General features: G+C 70.1%; 20 protein-coding genes, 1 tRNA gene and 3 pseudogenes. 13 read left to right on the top strand and 11 right to left on the bottom strand.

Translation table 11 applies throughout. The annotated features are described in order from the left end of the window. Window positions 1-10: 10 nt before the first annotated feature. The 3 genes and pseudogenes from OH809_RS25490 to OH809_RS25500 form a co-directional block, all read right to left on the bottom strand. Window positions 11-781 carry a DUF6227 family protein gene (locus OH809_RS25490; RefSeq protein ID WP_406420331.1) on the bottom strand — a complete coding sequence of 257 codons (771 nt, stop codon included), beginning with the start codon at window positions 779-781 and terminating at the stop codon, window positions 11-13. Between the two features lie 179 nt (window positions 782-960). Further along, window positions 961-2,040 (bottom strand): P1 family peptidase, encoded by a 1,080-nt coding sequence (locus OH809_RS25495; RefSeq protein WP_406420330.1) that lies wholly within the window; start codon window positions 2,038-2,040, stop codon window positions 961-963. Next, window positions 2,037-2,411, bottom strand: a pseudogene (locus OH809_RS25500) (low temperature requirement protein A); the annotation flags it as partial. The pseudogene OH809_RS25500 and the gene OH809_RS25495, both read right to left, overlap by 4 nt. A 35-nt stretch (window positions 2,412-2,446) precedes the next feature. On the opposite strand from OH809_RS25500, the pseudogene OH809_RS25505 reads away from it, so the two are divergent. Continuing rightward, a pseudogene (locus tag OH809_RS25505) lies at window positions 2,447-2,695 on the top strand (hypothetical protein); the annotation flags it as partial. Window positions 2,696-2,734: 39 nt separating this feature from the next. Next, window positions 2,735-2,959, top strand: a complete 225-nt coding sequence (locus OH809_RS25510; protein WP_406420329.1) for a hypothetical protein — start codon at window positions 2,735-2,737, stop codon at window positions 2,957-2,959. A gap of 185 nt (window positions 2,960-3,144) precedes the next feature. Here the strand turns inward: OH809_RS25510 and OH809_RS25515 are convergent, their stop codons facing one another. From OH809_RS25515 to OH809_RS25535, 5 genes are all read right to left on the bottom strand, one after another. Next, complete coding sequence (locus OH809_RS25515) at window positions 3,145-3,735, bottom strand: RcpC/CpaB family pilus assembly protein (protein ID WP_406420328.1); 591 nt, start codon at window positions 3,733-3,735, stop codon at window positions 3,145-3,147. A 148-nt stretch (window positions 3,736-3,883) separates the two neighbouring features. Continuing rightward, window positions 3,884-4,717, bottom strand: a complete 834-nt coding sequence (locus tag OH809_RS25520) for an S-methyl-5'-thioadenosine phosphorylase (RefSeq protein ID WP_406420327.1) — start codon at window positions 4,715-4,717, stop codon at window positions 3,884-3,886. Window positions 4,718-4,805: 88 nt separating this feature from the next. Then, window positions 4,806-5,150 carry an FmdB family zinc ribbon protein gene (locus tag OH809_RS25525; protein ID WP_406420326.1) on the bottom strand — a complete coding sequence of 115 codons (345 nt, stop codon included), beginning with the start codon at window positions 5,148-5,150 and terminating at the stop codon, window positions 4,806-4,808. Window positions 5,151-5,380: 230 nt separating this feature from the next. Beyond that, window positions 5,381-6,667, bottom strand: a complete 1,287-nt coding sequence (locus OH809_RS25530; RefSeq protein WP_406420325.1) for an MFS transporter — start codon at window positions 6,665-6,667, stop codon at window positions 5,381-5,383. Between the two features lie 277 nt (window positions 6,668-6,944). Then, window positions 6,945-8,450, bottom strand: coding sequence for a potassium/proton antiporter (locus OH809_RS25535; RefSeq protein ID WP_406424993.1), 1,506 nt, complete (start codon window positions 8,448-8,450; stop codon window positions 6,945-6,947). A 243-nt stretch (window positions 8,451-8,693) separates the two neighbouring features. On the opposite strand from OH809_RS25535, the gene OH809_RS25540 reads away from it, so the two are divergent. Beyond that, entirely contained in the window at window positions 8,694-11,447 is a 2,754-nt protein-coding gene (locus tag OH809_RS25540; RefSeq protein ID WP_406420324.1) for a penicillin acylase family protein, read from the top strand. A gap of 39 nt (window positions 11,448-11,486) precedes the next feature. On the opposite strand, the gene OH809_RS25545 is transcribed toward OH809_RS25540, so the two are convergent. Then, the gene (locus tag OH809_RS25545) at window positions 11,487-12,068 is read right to left on the bottom strand and encodes a 5-formyltetrahydrofolate cyclo-ligase (RefSeq protein WP_406424991.1); all 582 of its coding nucleotides are present in this window, start codon (window positions 12,066-12,068) and stop codon (window positions 11,487-11,489) included. Window positions 12,069-12,174: 106 nt separating this feature from the next. On the opposite strand from OH809_RS25545, the gene galU reads away from it, so the two are divergent. From galU to OH809_RS25595, 10 genes are all read left to right on the top strand, one after another. After that, a complete protein-coding gene (gene galU, locus OH809_RS25550; RefSeq protein WP_406420323.1) occupies window positions 12,175-13,077 on the top strand; it encodes a UTP--glucose-1-phosphate uridylyltransferase GalU in 903 nt (300 codons plus the stop codon). A gap of 4 nt (window positions 13,078-13,081) precedes the next feature. Further along, window positions 13,082-14,392: a gephyrin-like molybdotransferase Glp gene (gene glp, locus OH809_RS25555; protein ID WP_406420322.1), complete on the top strand. Its 1,311-nt coding sequence runs from the start codon at window positions 13,082-13,084 to the stop codon at window positions 14,390-14,392. Window positions 14,393-14,515: 123 nt separating this feature from the next. After that, window positions 14,516-15,016 (top strand): cyclic pyranopterin monophosphate synthase MoaC, encoded by a 501-nt coding sequence (moaC, locus tag OH809_RS25560; RefSeq protein WP_406420321.1) that lies wholly within the window; start codon window positions 14,516-14,518, stop codon window positions 15,014-15,016. Further along, window positions 15,013-15,537, top strand: a complete 525-nt coding sequence (locus OH809_RS25565) for a molybdenum cofactor biosynthesis protein B (RefSeq protein WP_406420320.1) — start codon at window positions 15,013-15,015, stop codon at window positions 15,535-15,537. The genes moaC and OH809_RS25565 overlap by 4 nt, the downstream gene beginning before the upstream one ends. A 17-nt stretch (window positions 15,538-15,554) precedes the next feature. Continuing rightward, the gene (locus OH809_RS25570) at window positions 15,555-16,160 is read left to right on the top strand and encodes a GNAT family N-acetyltransferase (protein WP_406420319.1); all 606 of its coding nucleotides are present in this window, start codon (window positions 15,555-15,557) and stop codon (window positions 16,158-16,160) included. Between the two features lie 162 nt (window positions 16,161-16,322). After that, window positions 16,323-17,447, top strand: coding sequence for a gephyrin-like molybdotransferase receptor GlpR (gene glpR, locus OH809_RS25575; RefSeq protein WP_406420318.1), 1,125 nt, complete (start codon window positions 16,323-16,325; stop codon window positions 17,445-17,447). 88 nt (window positions 17,448-17,535) lie between these two features. Then, a tRNA-Ala gene (locus tag OH809_RS25580) sits at window positions 17,536-17,609 on the top strand. A gap of 122 nt (window positions 17,610-17,731) precedes the next feature. After that, window positions 17,732-18,238 (top strand): hypothetical protein, encoded by a 507-nt coding sequence (locus OH809_RS25585; RefSeq protein WP_406420317.1) that lies wholly within the window; start codon window positions 17,732-17,734, stop codon window positions 18,236-18,238. 442 nt (window positions 18,239-18,680) lie between these two features. Next, entirely contained in the window at window positions 18,681-19,769 is a 1,089-nt protein-coding gene (locus tag OH809_RS25590) for a MarR family transcriptional regulator (RefSeq protein ID WP_406515671.1), read from the top strand. A gap of 170 nt (window positions 19,770-19,939) precedes the next feature. Beyond that, the gene (locus OH809_RS25595) at window positions 19,940-20,830 is read left to right on the top strand and encodes a prohibitin family protein (protein ID WP_406420315.1); all 891 of its coding nucleotides are present in this window, start codon (window positions 19,940-19,942) and stop codon (window positions 20,828-20,830) included. 153 nt (window positions 20,831-20,983) lie between these two features. On the opposite strand, the pseudogene OH809_RS25600 reads toward OH809_RS25595, so the two are convergent. Continuing rightward, a pseudogene (locus OH809_RS25600) lies at window positions 20,984-21,643 on the bottom strand (transposase); the annotation flags it as partial. Window positions 21,644-22,269: 626 nt separating this feature from the next. Continuing rightward, on the bottom strand, window positions 22,270-22,476 hold the full coding sequence (locus OH809_RS25605) for a hypothetical protein (protein WP_406420314.1): 207 nt from the start codon (window positions 22,474-22,476) through the stop codon (window positions 22,270-22,272). Window positions 22,477-22,586 lie beyond the last annotated feature (110 nt).

Genomic DNA, 22,586 nt, shown 5'->3' on the forward strand with positions numbered 1-22,586 from the left:
GGCGCAGCGGTCAGCAGATGCGCGTACGGCTCTCCATCGCCTCACGTGCCGTCTTCTCGTCCCCGTACACCTCGCACATGTGGCGACCGTCCGGCGTCGCCGTGTGCTCGACCTCCCACAGGCTCGTCTCACTGCCGTCGAGGAGCAGGAATGCGTGCTCGTACAGCGTGAATCCGGCGTTCCGCCCGTCGACCCGGCACTGCCTGCCGAAGATCTGGGTGATGTGGTGAGCGAAGGCGGCCCGCAGGAGGCGCGCGGTCTCCTCGCCCGGACCGTCGCTGTTCTCCGCGCGGCGCAGGACCCGGCGGGCGTGGTCCGCGGAGTTGTCCGGCGCGTACATCCGGGGCAGCGGGGCCGGTGGAGTGGCCATCAGGACCGTCAGTATCTCCAGGTCGGCCTGCGAGCCGTCCTCGCCGAACGCGGGTACGTCGGAGAAGCCGCCGGACAGCCGGGCGGCGGCGACATGGACGTCCGCCTCGGCGTCGTACAACTCGTGGTGCTGGGGGACGGGCTGCCTCCGCCACCGGGGGTCCGCCGCGTCCCTGGCTGTGCTGTGGACCAGCTCCCACAAGGTGAGCGTGGAGCCGTCGGCCAGCAGGTAGGTGTGCCGGTAGGTTTCGCGATGCAGCACGGGACTGTGGTGCGAGGAGTGCAGGGAACTGCTGTGGGCCAGCGCGGTCCCGAGTTGCTCGACCGTGCAGTCGGGCAGGTCGAAAGAGTTGAGTGCCCGTCGTAGGAGTCGGTCGAGATGCTGCTCGGTTGTCTCGTACGGATCGCTCAAGGTGCTGTCTCCAGGCCGTCGCCGCGTGTTACTTGATGCGTGCTTAACGTAGTCCCTGGGTCCGACATCGTGACCGGGGTTCCTGAAAACGTATGACGCGTGCGGAAGGTTCCTGGCGATTCGTCCGAACTTCCTTCTGAGGATGGCGAGTCGGTGGGCGCCCGGCTGCGGCCGGTGGGTCAGCGGGGGCCGTAGAGATCGCTGTACGAGGGGTGGACGTCCGCGCCCGGGCGGAGGTCGACGCCCTCCGCCGCCCGTACGGCCTTCACGACGGCGCGGGTCAGGGTGTCCGCGCCCGCTGCCAGGAGCTCGTTCAGAGCGATCGGGTTCTCCTGCGGCAGCGGGCGCTCGCCCGTGGCCAGGGCGAAGACCGTGTCCCCGTCGGTCAGCAGATGCACGGGCCGCACGGCGCGCGCCAGCCCGTCGTGCGCCGTGCCCGCGAGCTTCTGTGCCTGCGCCCGGGTGAGATCCGCGTCGGTGGCGACGACGGCGAGCGTGGTGTTGAGCGTGGGGAACCCGTTCGCCTCCCGTGCTTCGGCCAGGCGGCGCACGGCGGTTTCGTGGACCCCCGCCGCGGGGTGCACGGGCGGCTCCGCGGCGCCGTACTCCCCGTACAGCACCCCGGTCACCGGATCGACCACGGAGCCCGCCGCATTCACCACGACCAGCACGCCGACCGTGATTCCGGACGGCAGCCGCACGCTCGCCGTGCCCACGCCGCCCTTGAGCTGACCGGCGACCGCGCCCGTACCCGCACCGACCCCGCCCTCGGCGACCGGGGCCCCCGACTCCGTACCGGCTGCGGCCTCCACGGCGGCGCGGCCGGTCGCGGCGTCCGGGCGGGCCCGCCAGTCGCCGCCCCGCCCCAGGTCGAAGATGCACGCGGCCGGGACCACAGGCACCACCTGCGACGGATCGGGGCCGACCCGTACACCCCGCCGCTGCTCCTCCAGCCAGGCCATCACGCCGGACGCCGAGTCCAGACCGTAGGCGCTGCCACCGGTCAGGACGACGGCGTCGATCCGCTGCACCAGATTGCGCGGGTCGAGTGCGTCCGTCTCCCGGGTGCCGGGGCCACCGCCGCGTACGTCGACAGCCGCGACGGCGCCGCCCTCGGGGGCGAGGACGACAGTGGTGCCGCTCAGCGCGCCGTCGCCCGGCACCTGCGCATGACCGACGCGCAGCCCGGCGACATCGGTCAGCGCGTCCACCGCCCCTGCCGCCGGTGAAAGCGGAAACTGTGCATCCTGTCCGGTCATCCCGTGCTCCTCACATCCGGGTCGGCGGAACCGCGGCGGCCGGTGTGCCCGGTGCCGGGCGCCGGGCGCCGCGACAGCGACACCCCGACGGCCACCGTCGCGGCCGCCACCAGACCGGCCGCGAAGACCGCCCACTTCCCGGCGAACGTACAGCCAAGGATGGCCACCGCGGCCAGGGGGAGGGGCAGTTGCTCCGCGAGGTCGCGCTTGAAGTCGGGGGCGTGGACCAGCCACACCGTCAGCAGATGGACCGCGGCGGGGACTGTCACGGCGGCCGAGGCGGCCGTCGTCGACACATGCGCCTTGCCGATGACATCCTCCACCGCGACCTCGATGCCCGAGCCGATCGCGGCGGCGGAGCCGAAGAGCAGTCATCCGGGGCATGCGCCCCAGCACAGCAGACCGCCCCCGGGTCCGCCACACCGGTCCGGGCCCGGGAGCGGGAACCGATCAGGAGCCCGAGCGCTCCGCGAAGCTGACGGCTCGGCTGACCCTTGCCATGACCGTGGTCATCGGCCAGCTCTGGGGCCTGGCGGTCATCGTCGACGACTGGATGGAGGGCAACACCGCAACGGCCTGGTGGGGCGCGGGCTTCCTCTGCCTGTCCTTCGCCGTCGTCCTTGGGCTGTGGATGCTCGACCCGAAGGATCGCTGACCGCTGCCGTACCCGGGAGAGCCGCCGTACCCTGGAGATATGAGCACCGCCCCCGCCTCCGGACCGCGCGATTCGAAACCGACACAGCCGGTACACCCCGTACAACCGGAACAGAGGAAGCCCAAGCCGGCTCTGATCTTCGACGATCCACTGGACCAGCAGTCCGCGGACGATACGGACCGAGGGTGGGGTGAGCGGGCCCCGGTCGGCGACGGCTCCAATCTTGCGCGCTTCCTCGACGAGAAGCCGCCCCACCACGTCTGAGCTTGTCGTGGTGCCCGCGCCCCGGGTCCTGGCCGCGGCTCTCGCCCGTCGTCTGGCCGCGCTGTGATATGAGCGCGAGCGAACTGTTCCGCAACCTGGGGCAGTACGAGGCATAACCACCCGGTCCATGCCTTCGGGCCGGTTGCTTGACGGCGCATCAGTGTGCGGAGGACGGTGGGCCGGGTTCAGCACAGGGTCACCGCCAGCCGGGCCGAGATCCCCGCGCCGGCCAGCGACGCGGCCGTGCTCCGTGGCACGGACAGCACGACCAGCGCGCCGCCCGCCGCAGGACCTTCCGCGGGATCCTCGGACCAGCCGTCGGCCGGCGACTGCGGCACCGCCGCCACCCGGGCCCCCTTCGCCACCACCCTGGCATCGGCCCCGGCGCCCTCGGCCGCGATCACATCGACGCGGTCGCCGGGGCGCAGCAGCCGGACGGTTGCCGCGTCCGCGATCCGGACTGGTGCCGACACCAGCGGAACCGGCCGTCGCTTCACTCCCGGCCCGGCACCTGCCGCGCCCCCGGCACCCCCGCCCGGTGCCTCACCGCCGCCCAGTCCCGCGGCGGCAAGCGCCGCGGCCGTCAGCGCCAGCCCGGCCGCCATCGCGCGACGCTGCCGCCACATCGCACGCCGCAGCCGACGCCCCCCGCCCCCACGCACCCGTAACGGCGCGAACGAGGGCACCCCGCAGGGCGCGGGCGCCGACACCGGCGGACCCGGGACGGACGGGCGTACATGAGACGAGGAAGAGGTCGCAGAAGCGGGCGGGAACATGGCCAACACCACCAGTCGTGAGGAGCGCGGAGTCCGGACGAACGCCGACGCCCTTCACTCTCCGTCTTCCGCGAGATTCCCGCTGAGCCCTGTGGACAGCCCCCACGGTGTGGACAACTCCGTCACCCACCCGCCACCGGGGCACCCCCTACGGCAGTTCGAGTCCCGTCTCGATCCCGTCCAGCGCATGCGCACAGGGACAGTGACGATCCCCTTCCGCGGGCAGCGCGGTCACCGCGTCGAAGAGCACCGACCGCAGCCGGTCCACATTGGCGGCGAACACCTTCAGCACCTCCCCGTGGGATACGCCCTCGCCTGCCTCGGCACCCGCGTCCAGGTCCGTCACCAGCGTCATCGTCGTGTAGCACAGCGCCAGTTCGCGGGCGAGCACGGCCTCCGGATGCCCGGTCATCCCGACCACGGACCAGCCCATCGCCGCGTGCCAGCGCGATTCGGCCCGGGTCGAGAAACGAGGCCCCTCGACGACGACGAGCGTGCCGCCGTCCACCGGCTCCCAGCCCCTGCCGCGGGCTGACGCCAGCGCGACCTTGCGCCCCTCGGGGCAGTACGGGTCGGCGAAGCCCAGGTGCACCACGTTCGACGCCACCCCGTCCGCCCGGGTCTCCCCGTCGTAATACGTCTGCGTGCGGGCCTTGGTGCGGTCCACCATCTGGTCCGGTACGAGCAACGTGCCCGGGCCGTACTCCGGTCGCAGCCCGCCGACCGCGCACGGGCCGAGCACCTGACGGACGCCGACGGACCGCAGGGCCCACAGGTTGGCGCGGTAGTTGATGCGGTGCGGCGGCACATGGTGGCCGCGGCCGTGGCGGGGGAGGAAGGCGACCCGGCGGCCGCCGATCTCGCCGAGGAAGAGGGAATCGCTCGGCTGTCCGTACGGGGTGTCCACGCGAACCTCGGTGACGTCCTCCAGGAAGGAGTACAAGCCCGAGCCACCGATGACACCGATCTCTGCGTTCACCATGCGATCACACTAGCGGGGGCGGGAAACGCCGAGGACCCCGCCGAAAGGATCGGCGGGGTCTCCGGTGAAGCGTGGTGCGTACCTCGGCTCAGGCAGCCGACGTACCGCTCGACGACGACGCGGAGGACGACGAGGAGGACGAGGAAGCGGAGGACGAGGAAGCGGAGGACTTCGCGTCCGACCCCGTCGAGGAAGTCGATGAAGCGGAACCGGATGCCTTCGCGGACGCCGACGCCGGCGCGCTGCTCGACGAGGAGCCGCGGCTGTCGTTCCGGTAGAAACCGGAACCCTTGAAGACGATGCCGACCGCCGAGAACACCTTCTTCAGACGTCCTTCGCAGTTCGGGCACGCGGTCAGAGCGTCATCGGTAAACTTCTGCACCGCCTCGAGGCCCTCGCCACATTCGGTGCACTGGTACTGATAGGTCGGCACTTGTCTTCCTCCTGGCACTCTCACTCGATGAGTGCTAACAGTCCTCAATGGTAGCTGCTATGGGCCGCTGTTTGCAGTAACGTCTGTCACCTGCCTGAAGGGCAGCGGTCAGGGCTTGGCCGTCGTGAGGGCCGCTGGCCTGAGCGAAAAGCTGCCACATAGGTGGCGGACGAGTCACAGTGACGTATTCCGCTGAGCGTGAGCGGGCGACTGAGCGAGCGCATGGATCGTCACTTTCTGGCCGCGACAGGATCGCGGTGAACCGAGCCGCGTGCGGCCATGATGGTCGCGCGGGCCGGTGTCAGCCGCGAACGCAGCGTCACCAGGGTCGCCAGGGCCAGCACGGTCCCCACCAGCGGCACCACGAAGCCGGTGCTCGCGCCATGGGCGTCCGCGAGCCGTCCGGCGAAGGTCACCCCAGCCGCCTGGCCGAGCGCGACCGAGCCCGTCAGCCAGGTGAACGCCTCGGTCCGCGCAGATGCCGGAACCAGCGTCTCGACCAGCGTGTATCCGCTGATCAGCGCGGGTGCGATGGAGAGCCCGACGAGTAGCCCGAGTCCGGCCAGTAGCGGCACGGAGTGCACCGCCCACAGCCCCGAAGCGGTCAGCGTCAGCGCCGCGTACCCGGCGATCAGCCTGCGCCGCGGTCCGCTCTTCCAGGCGATGGCGCCGCAGGCGATCCCGGCCAGCATGTTGCCGGCCGCGAAGATCCCGTACAGCAGGCCGTTCGCGCCGGGCCGGCCGATCTCCTCGGCGAACGCGGTCAGTGAGACCTGCATGCCGCCGAAGACCGAGCCGATCCCGAGGAAGGCCACTGCGAGCACCCGTACGCCCGGCACGGACAGAGCGGAGACGCGCTGTCCGGAGGCGCCGGCCGCGGCGGCGCGGACCGCGGGCTGGGTGCGGTGCTGCGCCGCGAAGAGCAGCCCGCCCGCCAGCGTCAGCGCGGCTTCCGTGATCAGCCCGGCTGCCGGGTGCACGCCGGTGCACAGCGCGGTGGCGAGGACCGGCCCGATGACGAAGGTGAACTCGTCCGTCACCGACTCGAAGGCGGCGGCGGTCGACATCAGCGGCGAGGCCTTCCGGCCCGGCGCCGCGCCCAGCAGGGCCGCCCAGCGGGCCCGCACCATGGGGCCGACCTGGGGGACGGACGCACCCGTCGGAACGGCGGCCAGGAACAGCACCCACAGCGGCGCATCCGCCAGGGCGAGTGCGGTCAGTGCCGACACGGAGGCCGCGTGGACGAGGACGCCCGGCAGCAGTACGGCGCGCTGGCCGATGCGGTCGGCGAGCTTGCCGCTCTGGGGCGCGAACAGCGCCATGGAGACGCCGGTGACAGCGGCGACGGCGCCCGCGCTGCCGTACGAACCGGTGGTGTGCTGGATCAGCAGCACGATGCCGATGGTCAGCATGGCGAAGGGTTGCCGTGCGGCGAAGCCCGGCAGGAGGAAGGTCCACGCACCCGGGGTGCGCAGCAGCTGCTGGTAACCGGGGCGGTCGGAGACCGTGGACGCCACGGTCCATGCCTTTCTGCCGCCTGGTAGCGGTGCCCCCGCCGGTCCGCACCTGTGGGTGCCGGTCCCGTACGGGGGCTGCCGAGAGCTGTCCTCTTCGCGCGGAACTGCGGTAGATGCCGGGCGCTCGCTGCAGAGGCGGAGGACGCCACGACCGCCATACGGTCGCGCCAGCTCTGCATCAGGCAGAGTTGGTCGATCAGGTTTCCTTCATGCTACAGGCAGGATTGCTTGCCTGCCTGCGATTGTGCGCAGACTCCTGGTCGTGCGCCTTGGATGGTCAATGATGGGCCCTCGCGCCGCTGCTGGTCCCTCTGCTGTCCCCGTCGGTCCCCAGCCAGCTGGCCAGCTTGCCGCCCTCGCCGACTGCCCGCAGCCGCGACTCCGCCGCGTCGCGTACCGGATCGGTCGCGACGACCAGCAGTTCGTCCCCGCGCCGCAGCACCGTCGACGGCGCGGGGACGAAGCTCTTGCCTTCCCGTACGACCAGGGTGACCGCGGCGCCGGCGGGCAGTCGGAGTTCGGCGACCTCCACGCCGTGCATCTTCGACTTGGCGGGGATCGCCACCGACAGCAGATGACCGCGCAGCTGTTCCAGCGGCGCAGACTCGATGCCCAGGTCGGCGGCCTCGGACGGGTCCTCGGCGATCTTCAGGGCCTTCGCCACCCAGGGCAGCGTCGGTCCCTGGATCAGGGTGTATACGACGACGAGCACGAAGACGATGTTGAAGACCCGGGTGGAGCCCTCGATCCCGGACACCATCGGAATGGTCGCCAGGATGATGGGTACGGCGCCGCGCAGCCCCGCCCATGACATGAGGGCCTTCTCCTGCCAGGACATCCGGAACGGGATCAGGGAGATGAAGACCTCCATCGGGCGCGCCACCACGGTCAGCACCAGACCCACGACGACCGCGGGCCAGAAGTCGTCGAGCAGATCGTGCGGCGTGACGAGCAGACCGAGCAGGACGAACATGCCGATCTGGGCCAGCCAGCCGAGCCCGTCGGCGAAGCCGCGGGTGGCCGGCCAGTGCGGCAGCTTGGCGTTGCCGAGGATCATTGCGGCCAGATAGACGGCGAGGAAGCCACTGCCGTGGGCCATGGCGCCCGCTGCGTACGCGGCCACGGCGATCGCCATCACCGCGATCGGGTAGAGACCGGACGCGGGCAGGGCCACATGACGCAGTCCGAACGAGCCGATCCAGCCGACGGCGATGCCGACAGCCGCACCGATCGCCAGTTCCAGGGCGATCTCGCCGACCAGGAGGTACCAGCTGTCGATCGGTCCCCTGGTCGAGAAGGCCACCACCAGGATCACCACAGGGGCGTCGTTGAAGCCGGACTCGGCCTCCAGTACACCGGTGATCCGGGCCGGCAACGGCACCTTGCGCAGCACGGAGAAGACCGCGGCGGCGTCGGTGGACGAGACGACCGCGCCGATGATCAGCGACTGCCGCCAGTCCAGGCCGACCAGATAGTGCGCCCCTGCCGCGGTGACGCCCACGCTCACCGCGACGCCGACGATCGACAGCATCGCGGCGGCGGGCAGCGCCGGCTTGATCTCTTTCCACTTCGTACCGAGGCCGCCCTCGGCCAGGATCACGACAAGAGCCGCATAGCCGAACACTTGGGTCAGTTCGGCATTGTTGAACTTGACGTCGAAGATCCCGTCCTGCCCTATGGCGATCCCGATGCCGAGATACAGGAGCAGGCTGGGGAGCCCGCTGCGGGACGAGATGCGTACCGCCACGACGGCGACGAGCAGCACGAGTGAGCAGACGAGCAGGAGTTCGTTGAGCGCGTGGACAGTCAGTGGCCGTTCCTTCCCTGCGTACGCCTGCCGAATCGTCTTCCGGCGGCCGGTACTTCGTTACCTTACCTAATCTTTAACGCTTTCTTGACGGCTTCGGGCGTTCGTGCGACCGCTCCTCGATTCGATGCACCCCGATACCGCGTCGGACCCGCTTCGGTGCTGCGCCTATGGTTGCTCCTGCACTCCCAGGACCACCCTGCCCCTCGAAGGACAGCGATGCCCGCCAACACAACCGCCTCTTCCGGCTCTTCCGGTTCTGCCGGTGAGAAGACCGGCAAGAAGAAGGGGCGACGCGCCCGCCTGATCGTGATCGTCCTGGTGCTGGCGCTTGTCGCGGGTATCGGCTACGGCGCGTTCTGGTCCGTAACCACAGTGCGGGCCTCGTACCCGCAGACGAACGGCTCCATCAAGATCGACGGCCTCGCCGGCAATGTCGACGTCAAGCGCGACAGCTACGGGATCCCGCAGCTCTATGCGGACTCCGACGCCGACCTGTTCCGCGCCCAGGGCTTCGTGCAGGCGCAGGACCGTTTCTGGGAGATGGACGTCCGCCGTCATATGACGGCCGGCCGGCTCTCCGAGATGTTCGGCTCCGGGCAGGTCGACACGGACGCCTTCCTGCGCACGCTGGGCTGGCGCAAGGTCGCGCAGGAGGAGTACGACACCGTCCTGTCCGCAGACACCAAGAAGAACCTCCAGGCGTACGCGGACGGGGTGAACGCCTACCTCAAGGGGCGCGACGGCAAGGACATCTCCGTCGAGTACGCCGCGCTCGGCCTCACCAACGACTACAAGCCGACCAAGTGGACCCCGGTCGACTCGGTCGCCTGGCTCAAGGCGATGGCCTGGGACCTGCGCGGCAACATGCAGGACGAGATCGACCGCTCGCTGATGACCAGCAGGCTCAGCAAGAAGCAGATCGAGGACCTGTACCCGGCATACCCGTACGACAAGCACGATCCGATCGTCAGCGAGGGCGCGATCTCGCCGGTCACCGGCAAGTTCGAACCGAAGGCGACGCCGACCTCCGGCATCGGCGCGAACACCGTGCAGGGTGCCACCGAGGGGGTGAACACTCAGCTCGCCTCGCTCTCCGACACCCTCGACCGGATCCCCGCGCTGCTCGGCCCGAACGGCAACGGCATCGGATCCAACTCCTGGGTCGTCTCGGGCAAGTACACGACGACGGACAAGCCGCTGCTCGCCAACGACCCGCACCTGGCGCCGCAGCTGCCCTCGCTCTGGTACCAGATGGGGCTGCACTGCCGGGAGATCAAGCCGACCTGCCAGTACGACACCGCCGGGTACACCTTCTCCGGCATGCCGGGCGTGATAATCGGTCACAACCAGGACATCGCCTGGGGGTTCACCAACCTCGGCGCCGACGTCACCGACCTCTTCCTGGAGAAGGTCTCCGGCGACGGCTACCAGTACGACGGCAAGGTGAAGCCGTTCGTCACCCGTGAGGAGACCATCAAGGTCGCGGGCGGCGCGAGCCGGCACATCACCGTGCGCGAGACCAACAACGGTCCGCTGATCTCCGACCGCAGCAGCGAGCTGGAGAAGGTCGGCCAGAAGGCCCCCGTCACCAACGCGGCTCCGGACCGGGCCGGTGGTTACGCGGTCGCCCTGAAGTGGACCGCACTGGAACCCGGCAAGTCCATGGACGCTGTCTTCGAGCTCAACCGGGCCAAGGACTTCCCGTCCTTCCGCAAGGCGGCCGAGCACTTCGAGGTGCCCTCGCAGAACCTCATCTACGCGGACAACAAGGGGCACATCGGCTACCAGGCCCCCGGCAGGATCCCGGTCCGCAAGGCGGGTAACGGCACGATGCCGAGCCCCGGCTGGGCGTCGTCGTACGGCTGGGAGAAGGACCCGATCCCGTTCGACAAGCTGCCGTACGAGTACGACCCGAAGCGCGGCTACATCGTCACCGCCAACCAGCCCGTCATCGACGAGAAGACGTACGAGCCCATGCTCACCAAGGACTGGGGCTACGGCGCCCGCAGCCAGCGGATCAACGACCTCATCGCGTCGAAGATCAAGGGCGGCGAGAAGATCTCGACCGAAGACATGCAGAAGATGCAGATGGACAACACCAGCGAGATCGCCACGAAGCTGGTGCCCGAACTGCTGAAGATCAAGGTCTCCGACAAGAGCGTGCGTGAGGCGCAGAAGCTCCTGGAGGGCTGGGACTCCACCCAGGAGCCCGACTCGGCGGCCGCCGCGTACTTCAACGCGGTCTGGCGCAACATCCTGAAGCTGGCCTTCGGCGACAAGCTGCCCAAGGAGATGCGGGTCAAGGGCGAATGCCTCACCGTGCTCCCGGCCGACAGTACGGGCCCGGTCGACGAGCAGGACAAGCCGGTTCGCGAATGCGGTCAGCGCGACGCGGACTCGGCGCAGCCGGACGGCGGGGACCGCTGGTACCAGGTGGTCACCAACCTCATGGACGACGAGAACAACGACTGGTGGAAGGCGCCGAAGAACCGCAAGGACAAGGCGACCGAGAACCGTGACATGCTGTTCGCCCGCGCCATGAAGGACGCCCGCTGGGAGCTGACTGCCAAGCTCGGCAAGGACATCTCCACCTGGAGCTGGGGCCGGCTGCACCAGCTGACCCTGAAGAACCAGACCCTCGGTACCGAAGGCCCCGATCTGCTCCAGCGGGCCCTCAACCGCGGCCCGTGGAACCTGGGCGGCGGCGAGGCCGCGGTCAACGCCAGCGGCTGGAACGCGGCGGGCGGCTACGAGGCCATCTGGGTCCCGTCGATGCGCATGGTCGTCAACGTGGGGGACTGGGACAAGTCCCGTTGGATCAACCTCACCGGCGCGTCCGGTCACGCGTTCAGCGCGCACTACACCGATCAGACCGACAAGTGGGCCGACGGAGATCTGCTCGACTGGTCCTTCGGGACGAACGCCGTGGCCAACTCGACGAAGGACACGCTGACGCTCAAGCCGTCGTAGGGCGGCGGACCGGCGCCGCGGGTAGCCCGACAGCCTCTCTCAGCCGGTGAAGCGCCGCGTTCCGGTCGGCGTCACCACGGCGTCCACGGGGTGGTCGTGCGGTTCCACCGGAACCGTCGCGACCACCTCGTTGTCGTAGAGCAGGACGATCAGCGCGGGGTGCGCCCCCGCGGCCGCGAGCCGGGCCAGCACCCGGTCGTACGAACCGCCGCCCCGGCCGAGCCGCATCCCGCGTCCGTCCACCGCGAGACCCGGCAGCAGGACCGCGTCCGCCTCGAGGACGGCGTCGGGCCCGAGCCGTGAACCGTCCGGCTCCAGCAGCCCGCGGCCCGCCGGGCGGAGACGGCCGGCACCTTCGTACGGCGCCCAGTCCAGATCGTTGTCCGGGAGGAGCACCGGCAGCAGTACCTGTACGCCCCGCGCGCGCAGCGCGTCCAGCAGCGCGCGGGTTCCCGGTTCACTCCCGACCGAGACATAGGCGGCGACGGTACTGGCCCCGGCCAGCTCGGTGAGACCGACTGCGCCCCGGGACAGAACCATCGCGGCATTTTCGACGTCTTCGCTGGTCAGGAGGGATCGCGAGGCGAGTAGTTGACGCCTGAGCGAGGCCTTTCCGGACATGTCGGTGTTCAACGTGCACCTGCGCATCTCTCGTATGTGCATATAGAAGTACAAAGTTAACCGGAGGCTCATCTTCCGCCCATGCTCACCGGATATGGTTGCGCGCATGACTCAGTCGCACCCCAGGATCAGCAAGGCTGTCATTCCGGCCGCGGGACTCGGTACCCGCTTCCTGCCGGCCACCAAAGCCACTCCCAAGGAGATGCTGCCTGTGGTCGACAAGCCTGCGATCCAGTACGTCGTCGAGGAGGCGGTGGCCGCCGGTCTCTCCGACGTACTCATGATCACCGGCCGCAACAAGCGTCCGCTCGAGGATCACTTCGACCGCAACTACGAGCTGGAGTCGGCGCTCACCCGCAAGGGAGACGCCGACCGGCTCCAGAAGGTCCAGGAGTCGAGCGACCTCGCCACCATGCACTACGTCCGCCAGGGCGACCCGCGCGGCCTCGGCCACGCCGTGCTGTGCGCCGCGCCGCACGTCGGCGACCAGCCGTTCGCCGTTCTCCTCGGCGACGACCTGATCGATCCGCGGGACCCGCTGCTCGCCCGCATGGTCGAGATCCAGGAGCGCGAGGGCGGCAGTGTCATCGCGCTGATGGAGGTCGAGCCGGAGCAGATCCATCTGTACGGCTGCGCGGCCGTCGACACCACCGTCGAGGGCGATGTCGTCAGGGTCACCGGCCTGGTGGAGAAGCCCGACGCGGCCGATGCGCCCAGTAATCTCGCCATCATCGGGCGCTACGTCCTCGACCCCGCCGTCTTCGACATACTGCGCAGGACCGAGCCGGGCCGCGGGGGCGAGATCCAGCTCACCGACGCGCTGCAGCTGCTCGCCGCGGACGAGAAGATCGGCGGCCCGGTGCACGGTGTCGTCTTCAAGGGACGCCGCTATGACACCGGCGACCGGAGCGACTATCTGCGTGCCATTGTCAGACTCGCGTGCGAACGTGAAGACTTGGGCCCGGAGTTCCGGACCTGGCTCCGCAGTTACGTCACCGAGGAGATGTAGCACTTTGAGCAGCACGATCTGGTCGGTGGACGAGCACCTGGAAGACATTCTCGGCGCCGTGCGGCCGCTCGAACCCATCGAGCTGCAACTGCCCGAGGCCCAGGGCTGTGTCCTCGTCGAGGACGTCATGGTGGAGATCGCCCTGCCGCCCTTCGACAACAGCTCGATGGACGGGTACGCGGTCCGGATCGCCGATGTCGAGGGAGCCAGCGAGGAGTTTCCCGCGGTGCTCACGGTCATCGGTGACATCGCGGCGGGCAGCGACGGGCTCTCCGGCGACCAGACCGTGGGACCGGGCGAGGCCGCACGCATCATGACCGGCGCACCGTTGCCGGCCGGTGCCGAGGCCGTCGTCCCGGTCGAATGGACCGACGGCGGTACGGGCGGCGGCCCGGCGGACACCATGCGCGCCCACAGCGACGCCCCGCAGGTCGCGGGCGGCGAGGTCCGTGTCCACCGCCCGGTCGCGGCCCGCGCCCATGTCCGGGCCCGGGGCAGCGATGTGCAGCCCGGCGATCTGGCGCTGCGGGCCGGTTCGGTGATCGGGCCGCCGCAGATCGGGCTGCTCGCCGCCATCGGCCGCTCCACCGTGAAGGTGCGTCCGCGGCCGCGCGTCGTCGTCATCTCCACCGGCAGCGAACTGGTGCAGCCCGGCGAGGAGCTGACCGGCGGCCGGATCTACGACTCGAACAGCTTCGCGCTGACCGCCGCCGCGCGCGACGCCGGAGCGATCGCCTACCGGGTCGGAGCCGTCGCGGACGACGCCGAGTCGCTCCGCGCCACCATCGAGGACCAGTTGATCCGCGCGGACATCGTCGTCACCACGGGCGGGGTCAGCGTCGGTGCGTACGACGTGGTCAAGGAGGCCCTGTCCTCCGTCGGCGACGAGGACGAGCCGGGCAGCGGCATCGACTTCCGCAAGCTCGCCATGCAGCCCGGCAAGCCGCAGGGCTTCGGTTCGATCGGCCCGGAGCACACACCGCTGCTGGCACTGCCGGGCAATCCCGTCTCCTCGTACGTCTCGTTCGAGCTGTTCGTGCGGCCCGCGATCCGCAAGCTGATGGGCCTGGAAGAGGTGACCCGCCCGACCGTCCAGGCCACGCTGAACACCGGCAAAGCGCTCTCCTCGCCGCCCGGCAGGCGCCAGTTCCTGCGCGGCACGTACGACGCGGAGGCGGGCACCGTCACCCCCGTCGGCGGCTCCGGATCGCATCTGATCGCGGCCCTCGCCCAGGCGGACGCGCTGATCGTGCTGCCCGAGGACGTCACCTCCGCAGAGCCCGGCACGGTCACCGAGGTGATCCTGCTCCGCTGAACGCCGACCGGTGGCGGTACGGTGTCTGCCGCTGTGCCTTACCGGGGACACCCCCCGGGCCCCCGGCCGCACCCCGGTGCAGGCCGAGCGGGCAACCGGCGCCCTACCGCTAGGCGGAGTTCAGTGAGTACGCAGAACAGGCTGACGCATCTCGACGAGGCGGGCGCGGCCCGGATGGTCGACGTGTCCGAGAAGGACGTCACCGCGCGCGTCGCCCGCGCCAGCGGCCGGGTCCTCGTCTCGCCGCGCGTCGTCGAACTGCTCCGTGGCGAGGGAGTCCCGAAGGGCGACGCCCTCGCCACCGCCCGCATCGCCGGGATCATGGGTGCCAAGCGCACCCCGGAGCTGATTCCGCTCTGCCACCCGCTCGCCGTCTCCGGTGTGAAGGTCGATCTGAGCGTCGCCGACGACGCGGTGGAGATCACCGCCACGGTGAAGACGACGGACCGCACGGGCGTGGAGATGGAGGCGCTGACCGCCGTCTCGGTCGCCGCGCTCACCGTGATCGACATGATCAAGGCGGTCGACAAGAGCGCGGTCATCACGGATGTCCGGGTCGAGGCGAAGTCCGGCGGCAAGTCCGGCGACTACCGGCGCCCGGCGCCGGAGGGACCGGACGCATGACGGCGCCCACCGGCGCGGCGCCGCCCGCCCCGTACACCGCTCTTGTCGTCACGGCGTCGAACCGCGCCTCGGCCGGTGTCTACGCCGACCGCGGCGGTCCGCTGATCGTCGAGGCGCTCATCGCGCTCGGCTTCGCCGTCGACGGGCCGCAGGTCGTCCCCGACGGCGACCCCGTCGAACAGGCCCTGCGTGCCGGGGTGGCCGCCGGGTACGACGCCATCGTCACCACCGGCGGTACGGGCATCTCACCGACCGACCGCACCCCGGACGCCACCCGCCGCGTCCTTGACCACGAGATCCCCGGCATCCCGGAGGCGATCCGCGCCGAGGGCCGTGAGAAGGTCCCCACGGCCGCGCTCTCCCGTGGTCTCGCGGGTGTAGCGGGCGGCACCCTCATCGTGAACCTGCCCGGCTCCACCGGCGGGGTACGGGACGGGCTTGCCGTCCTCGAACGTCTTCTGGTGCACGCCGTCGACCAGCTCCGCGGCGGCGACCACCCCCGACCCGGGAGCCCGAGCTGAACGTCCCGACCTGGCCGGTGATCCTGACGGACGGCGCGATCACCCTCCGGCCGATAAAGCTGCGGGACCAGCGCGTGTGGCGCGAGGTCAACCGGCGCAACCGCGACTGGCTGCGCCCCTGGGAGGCCACCGTTCCACCGCCCGCCCCGGGCGGCCCGGTCGCCCGGCGTCCCACGTACCGTCAGATGATCCGCCATCTGCGTTCCGAGGCCAACGCGGGCCGGATGCTGCCTTTCGCCATCGAGTACGAGGGGCGCCTGGTCGGGCAGTTGACGGTCGCCGGGATCACCTGGGGGTCGATGTGCTCGGGACACGTCGGCTACTGGGTGGACCAGGACATGGCGGGCCGCGGTGTGATGCCGACCGCGGTCGCGCTCGCTGTCGACCACTGTTTCCGGACGGTCGGACTGCACCGCATCGAGGTGTGCATTCGGCCGGAGAACGGGCCCAGCCGGAGGGTCGTGGAGAAACTCGGATTCCGCGAGGAAGGGCTGCGTCCGCGTTATCTCCACATCGACGGTGCCTGGCGGGACCATCTGATCTTCGCGCTCACGGCGGAGGAGGTGCCCGACGGACTGCTCCGGCGCTGGCACCAGGCACGACCGGAACGCCATGCGAAATAAAATAAGTGTTCGAAATTGATCGACGTGTGGCCGCTAACGAACACGCAAACGCCGACTGCTGATCTGAACAATCACAAAAAAGTCCGCGATATCAGCCGGATCGTGCGACACACCGGGCCAATTGGCGGATGCCTGCGTGCAAACCCCTCTACGGTGTGAGACGTGAGCAGCAGCGGCCTCATCTACGCAGTCATCGTCGGGGCCTGGGCCGCCTACTTGGTGCCGATGTGGCTCCGCAGGCAGGACGAGCTCAATGAAGCCCGTCCGACGGAACGCTTCAGCACCGCCATCCGGCTGCTGTCCGGACGGGCGGCCATGGAGCGCCGGTACGCCAAGGAGCTGCGGGAACGCACCGCCGAGGAGGCGGACCCCGACGCCGACCCGGACGTGGACACGGACCGAATGGATTCCGTGGACGTCCGGGCCTTTGCCGCGCCTCCGGCGCACACCGAAGCCCGGGTGCACGACCCGGCGCGCGCACCGGAGCCGCAGGCCCAGGACAGACCCGTACACGCGCCCGTGCCCGCACGGCGCGCACGACCTGGCGGGACCGACGCCGAGCGCGCCCGGCGCGCCCAGCGCTCCCAGGTCCTCGCGCGCCGACGGCGCACCACCTCGGTCCTCTTCCTCGCCTTCACCCTCGGCGCGGTCGTCGCGGCCGTCGGCGGCCTCCACTTCCTGTGGGCGCCCGCGGTGCCGGCCGTGCTGCTGAGCATGTACATCGTGCATCTGCGCGCCCAGGAACGACGTCGGTTCGTCTTCACCATGGACCGGCGCAGAGCGGAGGTCGCGGCGCAGCGCCTGCGCGAGAACCGTCCCCGCAGGCACCAGCCCGCGACGACGGCGCCCGCCGAGTCCGACGAGGAGCCCGAAGCGCGCCACCCGGAGCCCGAGCCCGCCCCCGCGGTCTCTCCGCAGGAGGCGGGCCGCCGCGCCCTGGTCGAGCAGACGGACCACGCGGAATGGGTCGACCAGCAGCGTGAACGCGGCCGGGTCCAGGGCGACAGCTGGGAGCCGGTCCCGGTCCCGCTGCCGACGTACGTCACCGCACCGGTCGCCCCGCGCGCCACGGGCGGTGTCGAGGTCGGCAACCCGGAGACCTGGAGCGCGGCCCGCTCCAGCACGGCCGAGCCGACCCAGACGGGCACCGCGCCCCCCGCGGCACCCCCGGTCGAACCGGCGCCACGCCAGCGCACCGGCTCGTCCCGCCGCTCCCGCGACCGCGGCCGGACCCCGCTCTTCGACCAGTACGAGGACGGCGACCGGCCCCGCGCCGCCAACGAGTGAGACCCGCTCCGACGCCGACCCGGCTGACCAGCAAGGGAACGGATTTCCAAGCACCCCTGTGAGGGTGCTAGAGTTTCACTCGTTGCAAGGGCCTGTGGCGCAGTCTGGTAGCGCACCTCGTTCGCATCGAGGGGGTCTGGGGTTCAAATCCCCACAGGTCCACCGCAAGGCCGTTCAGGGGTTCATCCCGGAATGGTTCACGAGATCCCGGTCAGACGGTCACCGTCCGTCCGGGATCTCGTCGTTTGAGCTCCTGCCTGTGTGAAAGTCAGCCTGCCGGGCCGTTGGGAAGCGCGGCGGTCCGCGCCGAGGAACTCGCCACCGAGCTGCGTGCCCGGCACGGCGCGGGTGACGCCGGTCCCGCCGACATCCTGGGCATGGCACTCGCCGTGGTGCGCGCGGCCGCCGAGACGGATGCCCGCAAGCGAGCCGACGACGCCGACGCTGCTACCGAGGCTCCGGCCCGGCTGGCCGTACTGAGGGGGGCTGGGCGCGTTGTCCTGGCGCTGGAGGACCAGCTGGGCGCGGATGACCCGACGCCGGTCGAGGTGGCGGAATACGCAGCCCGCCTCGGTGAGGTCGCGACCGCAGTGGCGGCTCGAGATCCGCTGCCCGGCCGGGCGACCGTGCTGCGCGAACTGCGTGCGGTGAGCGCGCCCGAGGGAATAACACCTCTGGCCGACACGCGGCTGGTAGGGCTGGCCGCCGCCCTGGCGCGCGGTGTCGCCGTCTCCCCACGTCTGGAACTGTTCCCCCTGGACCTGGATCGGGGGGACCGGGCTTCGGCGTGAAGCGCATGAAGTGCGTCCCGGCTTCGGCGTGAAGCGCACGAGGTGCGTCCGGGATCGTTCGGCCCGCGCCACCCCGGAGCTCGGTCCTCGGCGCTCGAATCCCGGGACCCGGGCGCCGAGTTCCGGAAGTCGAGCTTCGGGACCGGCCGTTCACTCTTTCGGTGGTACGAACAGGGGGCTTCGCCCGACGCTTGAGCTTCGGGATTCGGGCGTCGGGATGCGAGCTCCGAGAGCCGAGCGCCTTTTTTAACCCGATAGGGAAAAGGGGGTTGGGGAAAACCTCTCCCCTCGCCCTACCCCGTCACGACCAGCAAGTATGACTAATCGTGGTCGGCTTGCAGCGAAGTGTCGCGACTGCTTACGGTGCGACAACAAAACGACCCCGACGCGGTGTTGGTCGCACCGTGCCGGGGTCTCACCCCAAGATCGAAGGACCGATCTCGTGGCTGCTCAGAACCTTAGCGCTGCCCTGCCCGCGCCCGCATCCTCGCGCCCGTACCCGAAGGCCAAGCCCGGCTACGGCAAGCGAACCGCCCCGGACCAACCCGCCCCGACCGGCCACGAGTTCTCGCTACTTCCCGAACGGGAGCGGTACGTCGCCTGGTTTGTGGACAATCTGCCCGAGGGTGCGGCGATGGACATCAAGACGCTGGCCAAGCAACTCCCGCTCTACGGCCAGCAAGCCGTCGCCTCGGCCCTGACCGCCCTGTCCGTCGCAGGCCATCTCCGCCGCGTACGCAGCCTCGCCGGTGAAGGCGACCAGGTCCGCTGGGTCTTCCACACCGGCTGGTCCCGCACCGCACACGACAACGAATGGTGGGCCACCTTCCTCGCCACCCTCGACAACCCGGACGCTTCGGAAACGAGGGCTCCCGAGACTGCAACGCCGCAGCCCTGGACCCCCACGGAGTCCTCCGCACCCGTGCCCGCCGTGCCCGCCGCGCCGGTCGCTGCCGAGGTCTCGCCCGCCCCCGCACCGGACGCATCGCCCCAGCCCACACCGGAGCCTGCAAGCGGACCCGCTGCGCCCCGCCGGCCGGGCCCGCGGTGCCCCTCGCCCGCGTACGTGGCCCTGGCCCAACTCGGCCGCGTCGAACCTCGCCTGGCCCTTTCCGTCGCCGACTGCGAAGCCCTGGAAGAGCTCGCCAACGACTGGTTCGCACGCGGCGTGGACGCGAACTACCTCATCCGGGCCCTGGCTGCGGGCCTCCCCGAAGCGGTCGACTCACCCGTCGGCTTCGTCAGATGTCGCCTCGTCAAAAAGATCCCGCCCCACCTGCCCACCACCCACACCCCGTTCGCGCCCGCCGGGCCCGTTCGCCGCGTCACCGTCGAATGCACCGCATGCGGGGCCCCCGGCCGGCCCGAAGTCCTCCCCGACGGCCTCTGCGGCCCCTGCCGCCGAACCACCCAAGGCCCCGCAACCACCATGGGAACCCAATCCCAGGAGCCCCTCACCGAATCGACGACCGGACCCGACGTCCACGCCCACGCCGGCCACATCCGCCGGACACTTCTCGAAGCCCGCTGACGGCCACGGCTCGACTCGCCGCGCGGCCAGTCACTCGGCGGACAACTCCGTGCTTGCTTCGCCTGTTTGCCATGTGCTCGCCGCATTTCGGCCGGGGTGCGGAAAGCGGGAACTGATGGGGTGTCGATCGCGTCATCCTCAACCCATCGACACCGATACCGGGGGACACCTTGCTCATCCTTGCTCTGCTGCTTCTCGCAGCCGCCGTAGTCCTGTTCGTCCTGGCCCGGAAGACGGTCGTGGCCTTCACCGGCGCCACCTCCTTGGCCGCCCTGATCGGGCTGGCGGGCATAGCCGTCGGCACGGGCAGCGTCATCACCGTGGTGGGAGCGCACGAGGTGGGTGTGCCGGTCACCTTCGGCAAGATCGGCTCCCCGCTCGCCTCGGGTATCCACCTGACGTCGCCGTTCACCACGGTGAGCACCTTCTCCACCCGCCCCGTGGACCTCACGCTGTCCAAGGACGACCAGGTCGAGGTGCGGTCCTCGCAGGGTGGCGTGATGGACGCCGAGCTGACGGTCAAGTGGTCGGTGTCCGCCAAGGACGCGGTCGAGCTGTACCGCCTGGCGGGCAGCGAGGAAGCCGTCCAGCAAAGACTCGTGTACCCGGACAGCCGTGAGATCGTCCGCAACGTCTTCGCCCGACACACCAGCGAGGAGGGTTACGTCTCCCAGCGCGAACAGATCGGCCGGGAGATCGAGGAGCTGCTCACGGCCCGGCTGGCCCCGCGGGGCATCGTCGTCGACGCGGTCAACCTGCGCAATGTGCAGCCGTCCGAGGAGCTGCAGAAGCAGATCGACCTCAAGATCCAGCAGGAGCAGAGCACCGAGCGCGCCGAGGAGGCCACCCGTACGGCCAAGGCCGAGGCGGAGCGTAAGCGCGTCGAAGCCGAGGGCGACGCGGCCGCCAACGCCATCGTCAACCGCTCGCTCACCGACAAGGTGCTGCTGAGCCAGTGCATTGAGGCCTTCAAGGAGGCCGCCGCCAAGAACCCCGTGTACGCCACCCCGTGCGGCTCCGGCGGCGCCTCCGACGTGATCGTCGACGGCACCCGCGACTAGGAGCGGGGGTCAGTAACGAGCAAGCGGCTCCGTTGCTGTGACCGGCGGATCGGTTGCGGCGGCCCTGTCCGGGCCTGTGGGGCTCTGGCGGGGCCGTGTCGGCCGGGTGTCCGGCCGGCAGGGCTCGTCACGTGGCCGGAGAGGCCCGGCCGGTCAGCCGGCCAGGGCGGCGATCCCTGCCGTCCCTGCGTGCCGGAAGATCTTGCGGAGGTTGTGGCAGGCGGCCAGCAGACGCCACTCGCCGCGGGCGCCGTCTTCGCCGCGCAGGAGGAGCTGGCGGCCGTTCTGGCAGGTCGTGATCTGTCCGAAGACGGGTTCGACGATGGCCTTGCGGCGGCTGTAGGCGGCTCGCCCGGGCTTGGTCCACAGCTTGCGGGCCATGCGCTCCTTCTAGGTCGCGTCCTTGGGGATGCGTCCGCGAGGTGCGGGTGGGACCTGCTCGTCGTGGGCGAGGCGGCCGGTGGCCATGAATGTATCGTTTCCGCAGGCGAGTTGGCGGTCCAGGGCGGCTTCAAGGTTGGTCTCGGAGCAGTATCCGGCGTCGGCCAGGGCCTGCTTGGGGTGGGTGCCGGTGTTCGCCGCGGACTGCTCCAGCATGGTGGTGTAGTTCAGCGCGTCGGAGGCGTTGGTCGTGACTTCGGCGGCGGTGATGATCTGGTGCTGCTCGTCGACGACGGCTTGGGCGTTGTAGGCCTGGATGTAAGCGCCGTCGCTGTTCTTCGTGATCCGCGAGTCGGGGTCGGGCTGGGCATCGTAAACGGCAGTGGGCAGGCACATCTGACGGTCACCGCCACCTGGAAGCCTGGGACGTGACGGATACGAGGTTCATAGCCATAGATGCGTCCCGCCCCCCGCGCGACCGGTCCAGGGCGGGGACCATGCATTCGAATCTTGCGCAAGGTTTCGCACAAGCTCCCCCCAACGAGACGTGACATCCACCACAGGCGACGCCTGGGAAAGGGACATGATGGCTCGCCGTAACGCGACACGCAGCAGAGGCTCAAGTCTGGTGTAAAGCGACACGACCTGCGGGGGACACGGTCTCTGCCGACACAACGGGGTGGGTGGGGTCGGCTTGGTCCGGGGTCAGGCTGGTGATGGCGTGGACGGTCTTCGTCTGGACTTTGCCGGTCCTGCGGTTGGTGCGGCGGCGCTTGACCTCGATGGCCTGGACGGCGTGGGGGAAGAGCAGGCCGGGCTGGACGGTGCAGACCTTGAGGCGGCGGACCTCGCGGCGGCCGTGGCCGGTGGCCGTGGTGCGGCTCTGCAGCGGGATCCCTTGCCAGGGAAGCTCTTTGAGCTGCTTGCGGAGTTTCTTCTGGTTGCCCTTGACGACCAGGAGGTAGTGGCCGCCGGCGCAGACCTACGGCCGCGCCGGGCACGCTCTCCTCCGCCAGCGGATCCCGCTCAGCTGAAGGCCGGACCAAGGTGATCACCGGCTACGAAAATCTTGGAAGACCCATCTTTAGGACAGTCCCCAACAAGGTGCCGGCCAGGACCAACGAGCCTCCGCCCAGCAGCGAGAGGCCCCAGAACGCGAGCGCCCCGGCGGTGTCATTGCGATGCGTGATCACCTCGATGACCCCGAACAGCATGAAGAGGGCACCGAGCGAGAGCCCGAGCAGCCTGGCGGAAGGAAGGGGCACTCCTTTGACGGTACGTCCAGGGGCGGTTCCGGTGGTGGTTCGAGAAAGCCGGGTGCGACGGCACGGACGATCTACGGCATGAGCCGACGGTCTCACTAACGCATGGTGTT

Source organism: Streptomyces sp. NBC_00873, from assembly GCF_045207415.1.
Taxonomy (GTDB): Bacteria; Actinomycetota; Actinomycetes; order Streptomycetales; family Streptomycetaceae; genus Streptomyces.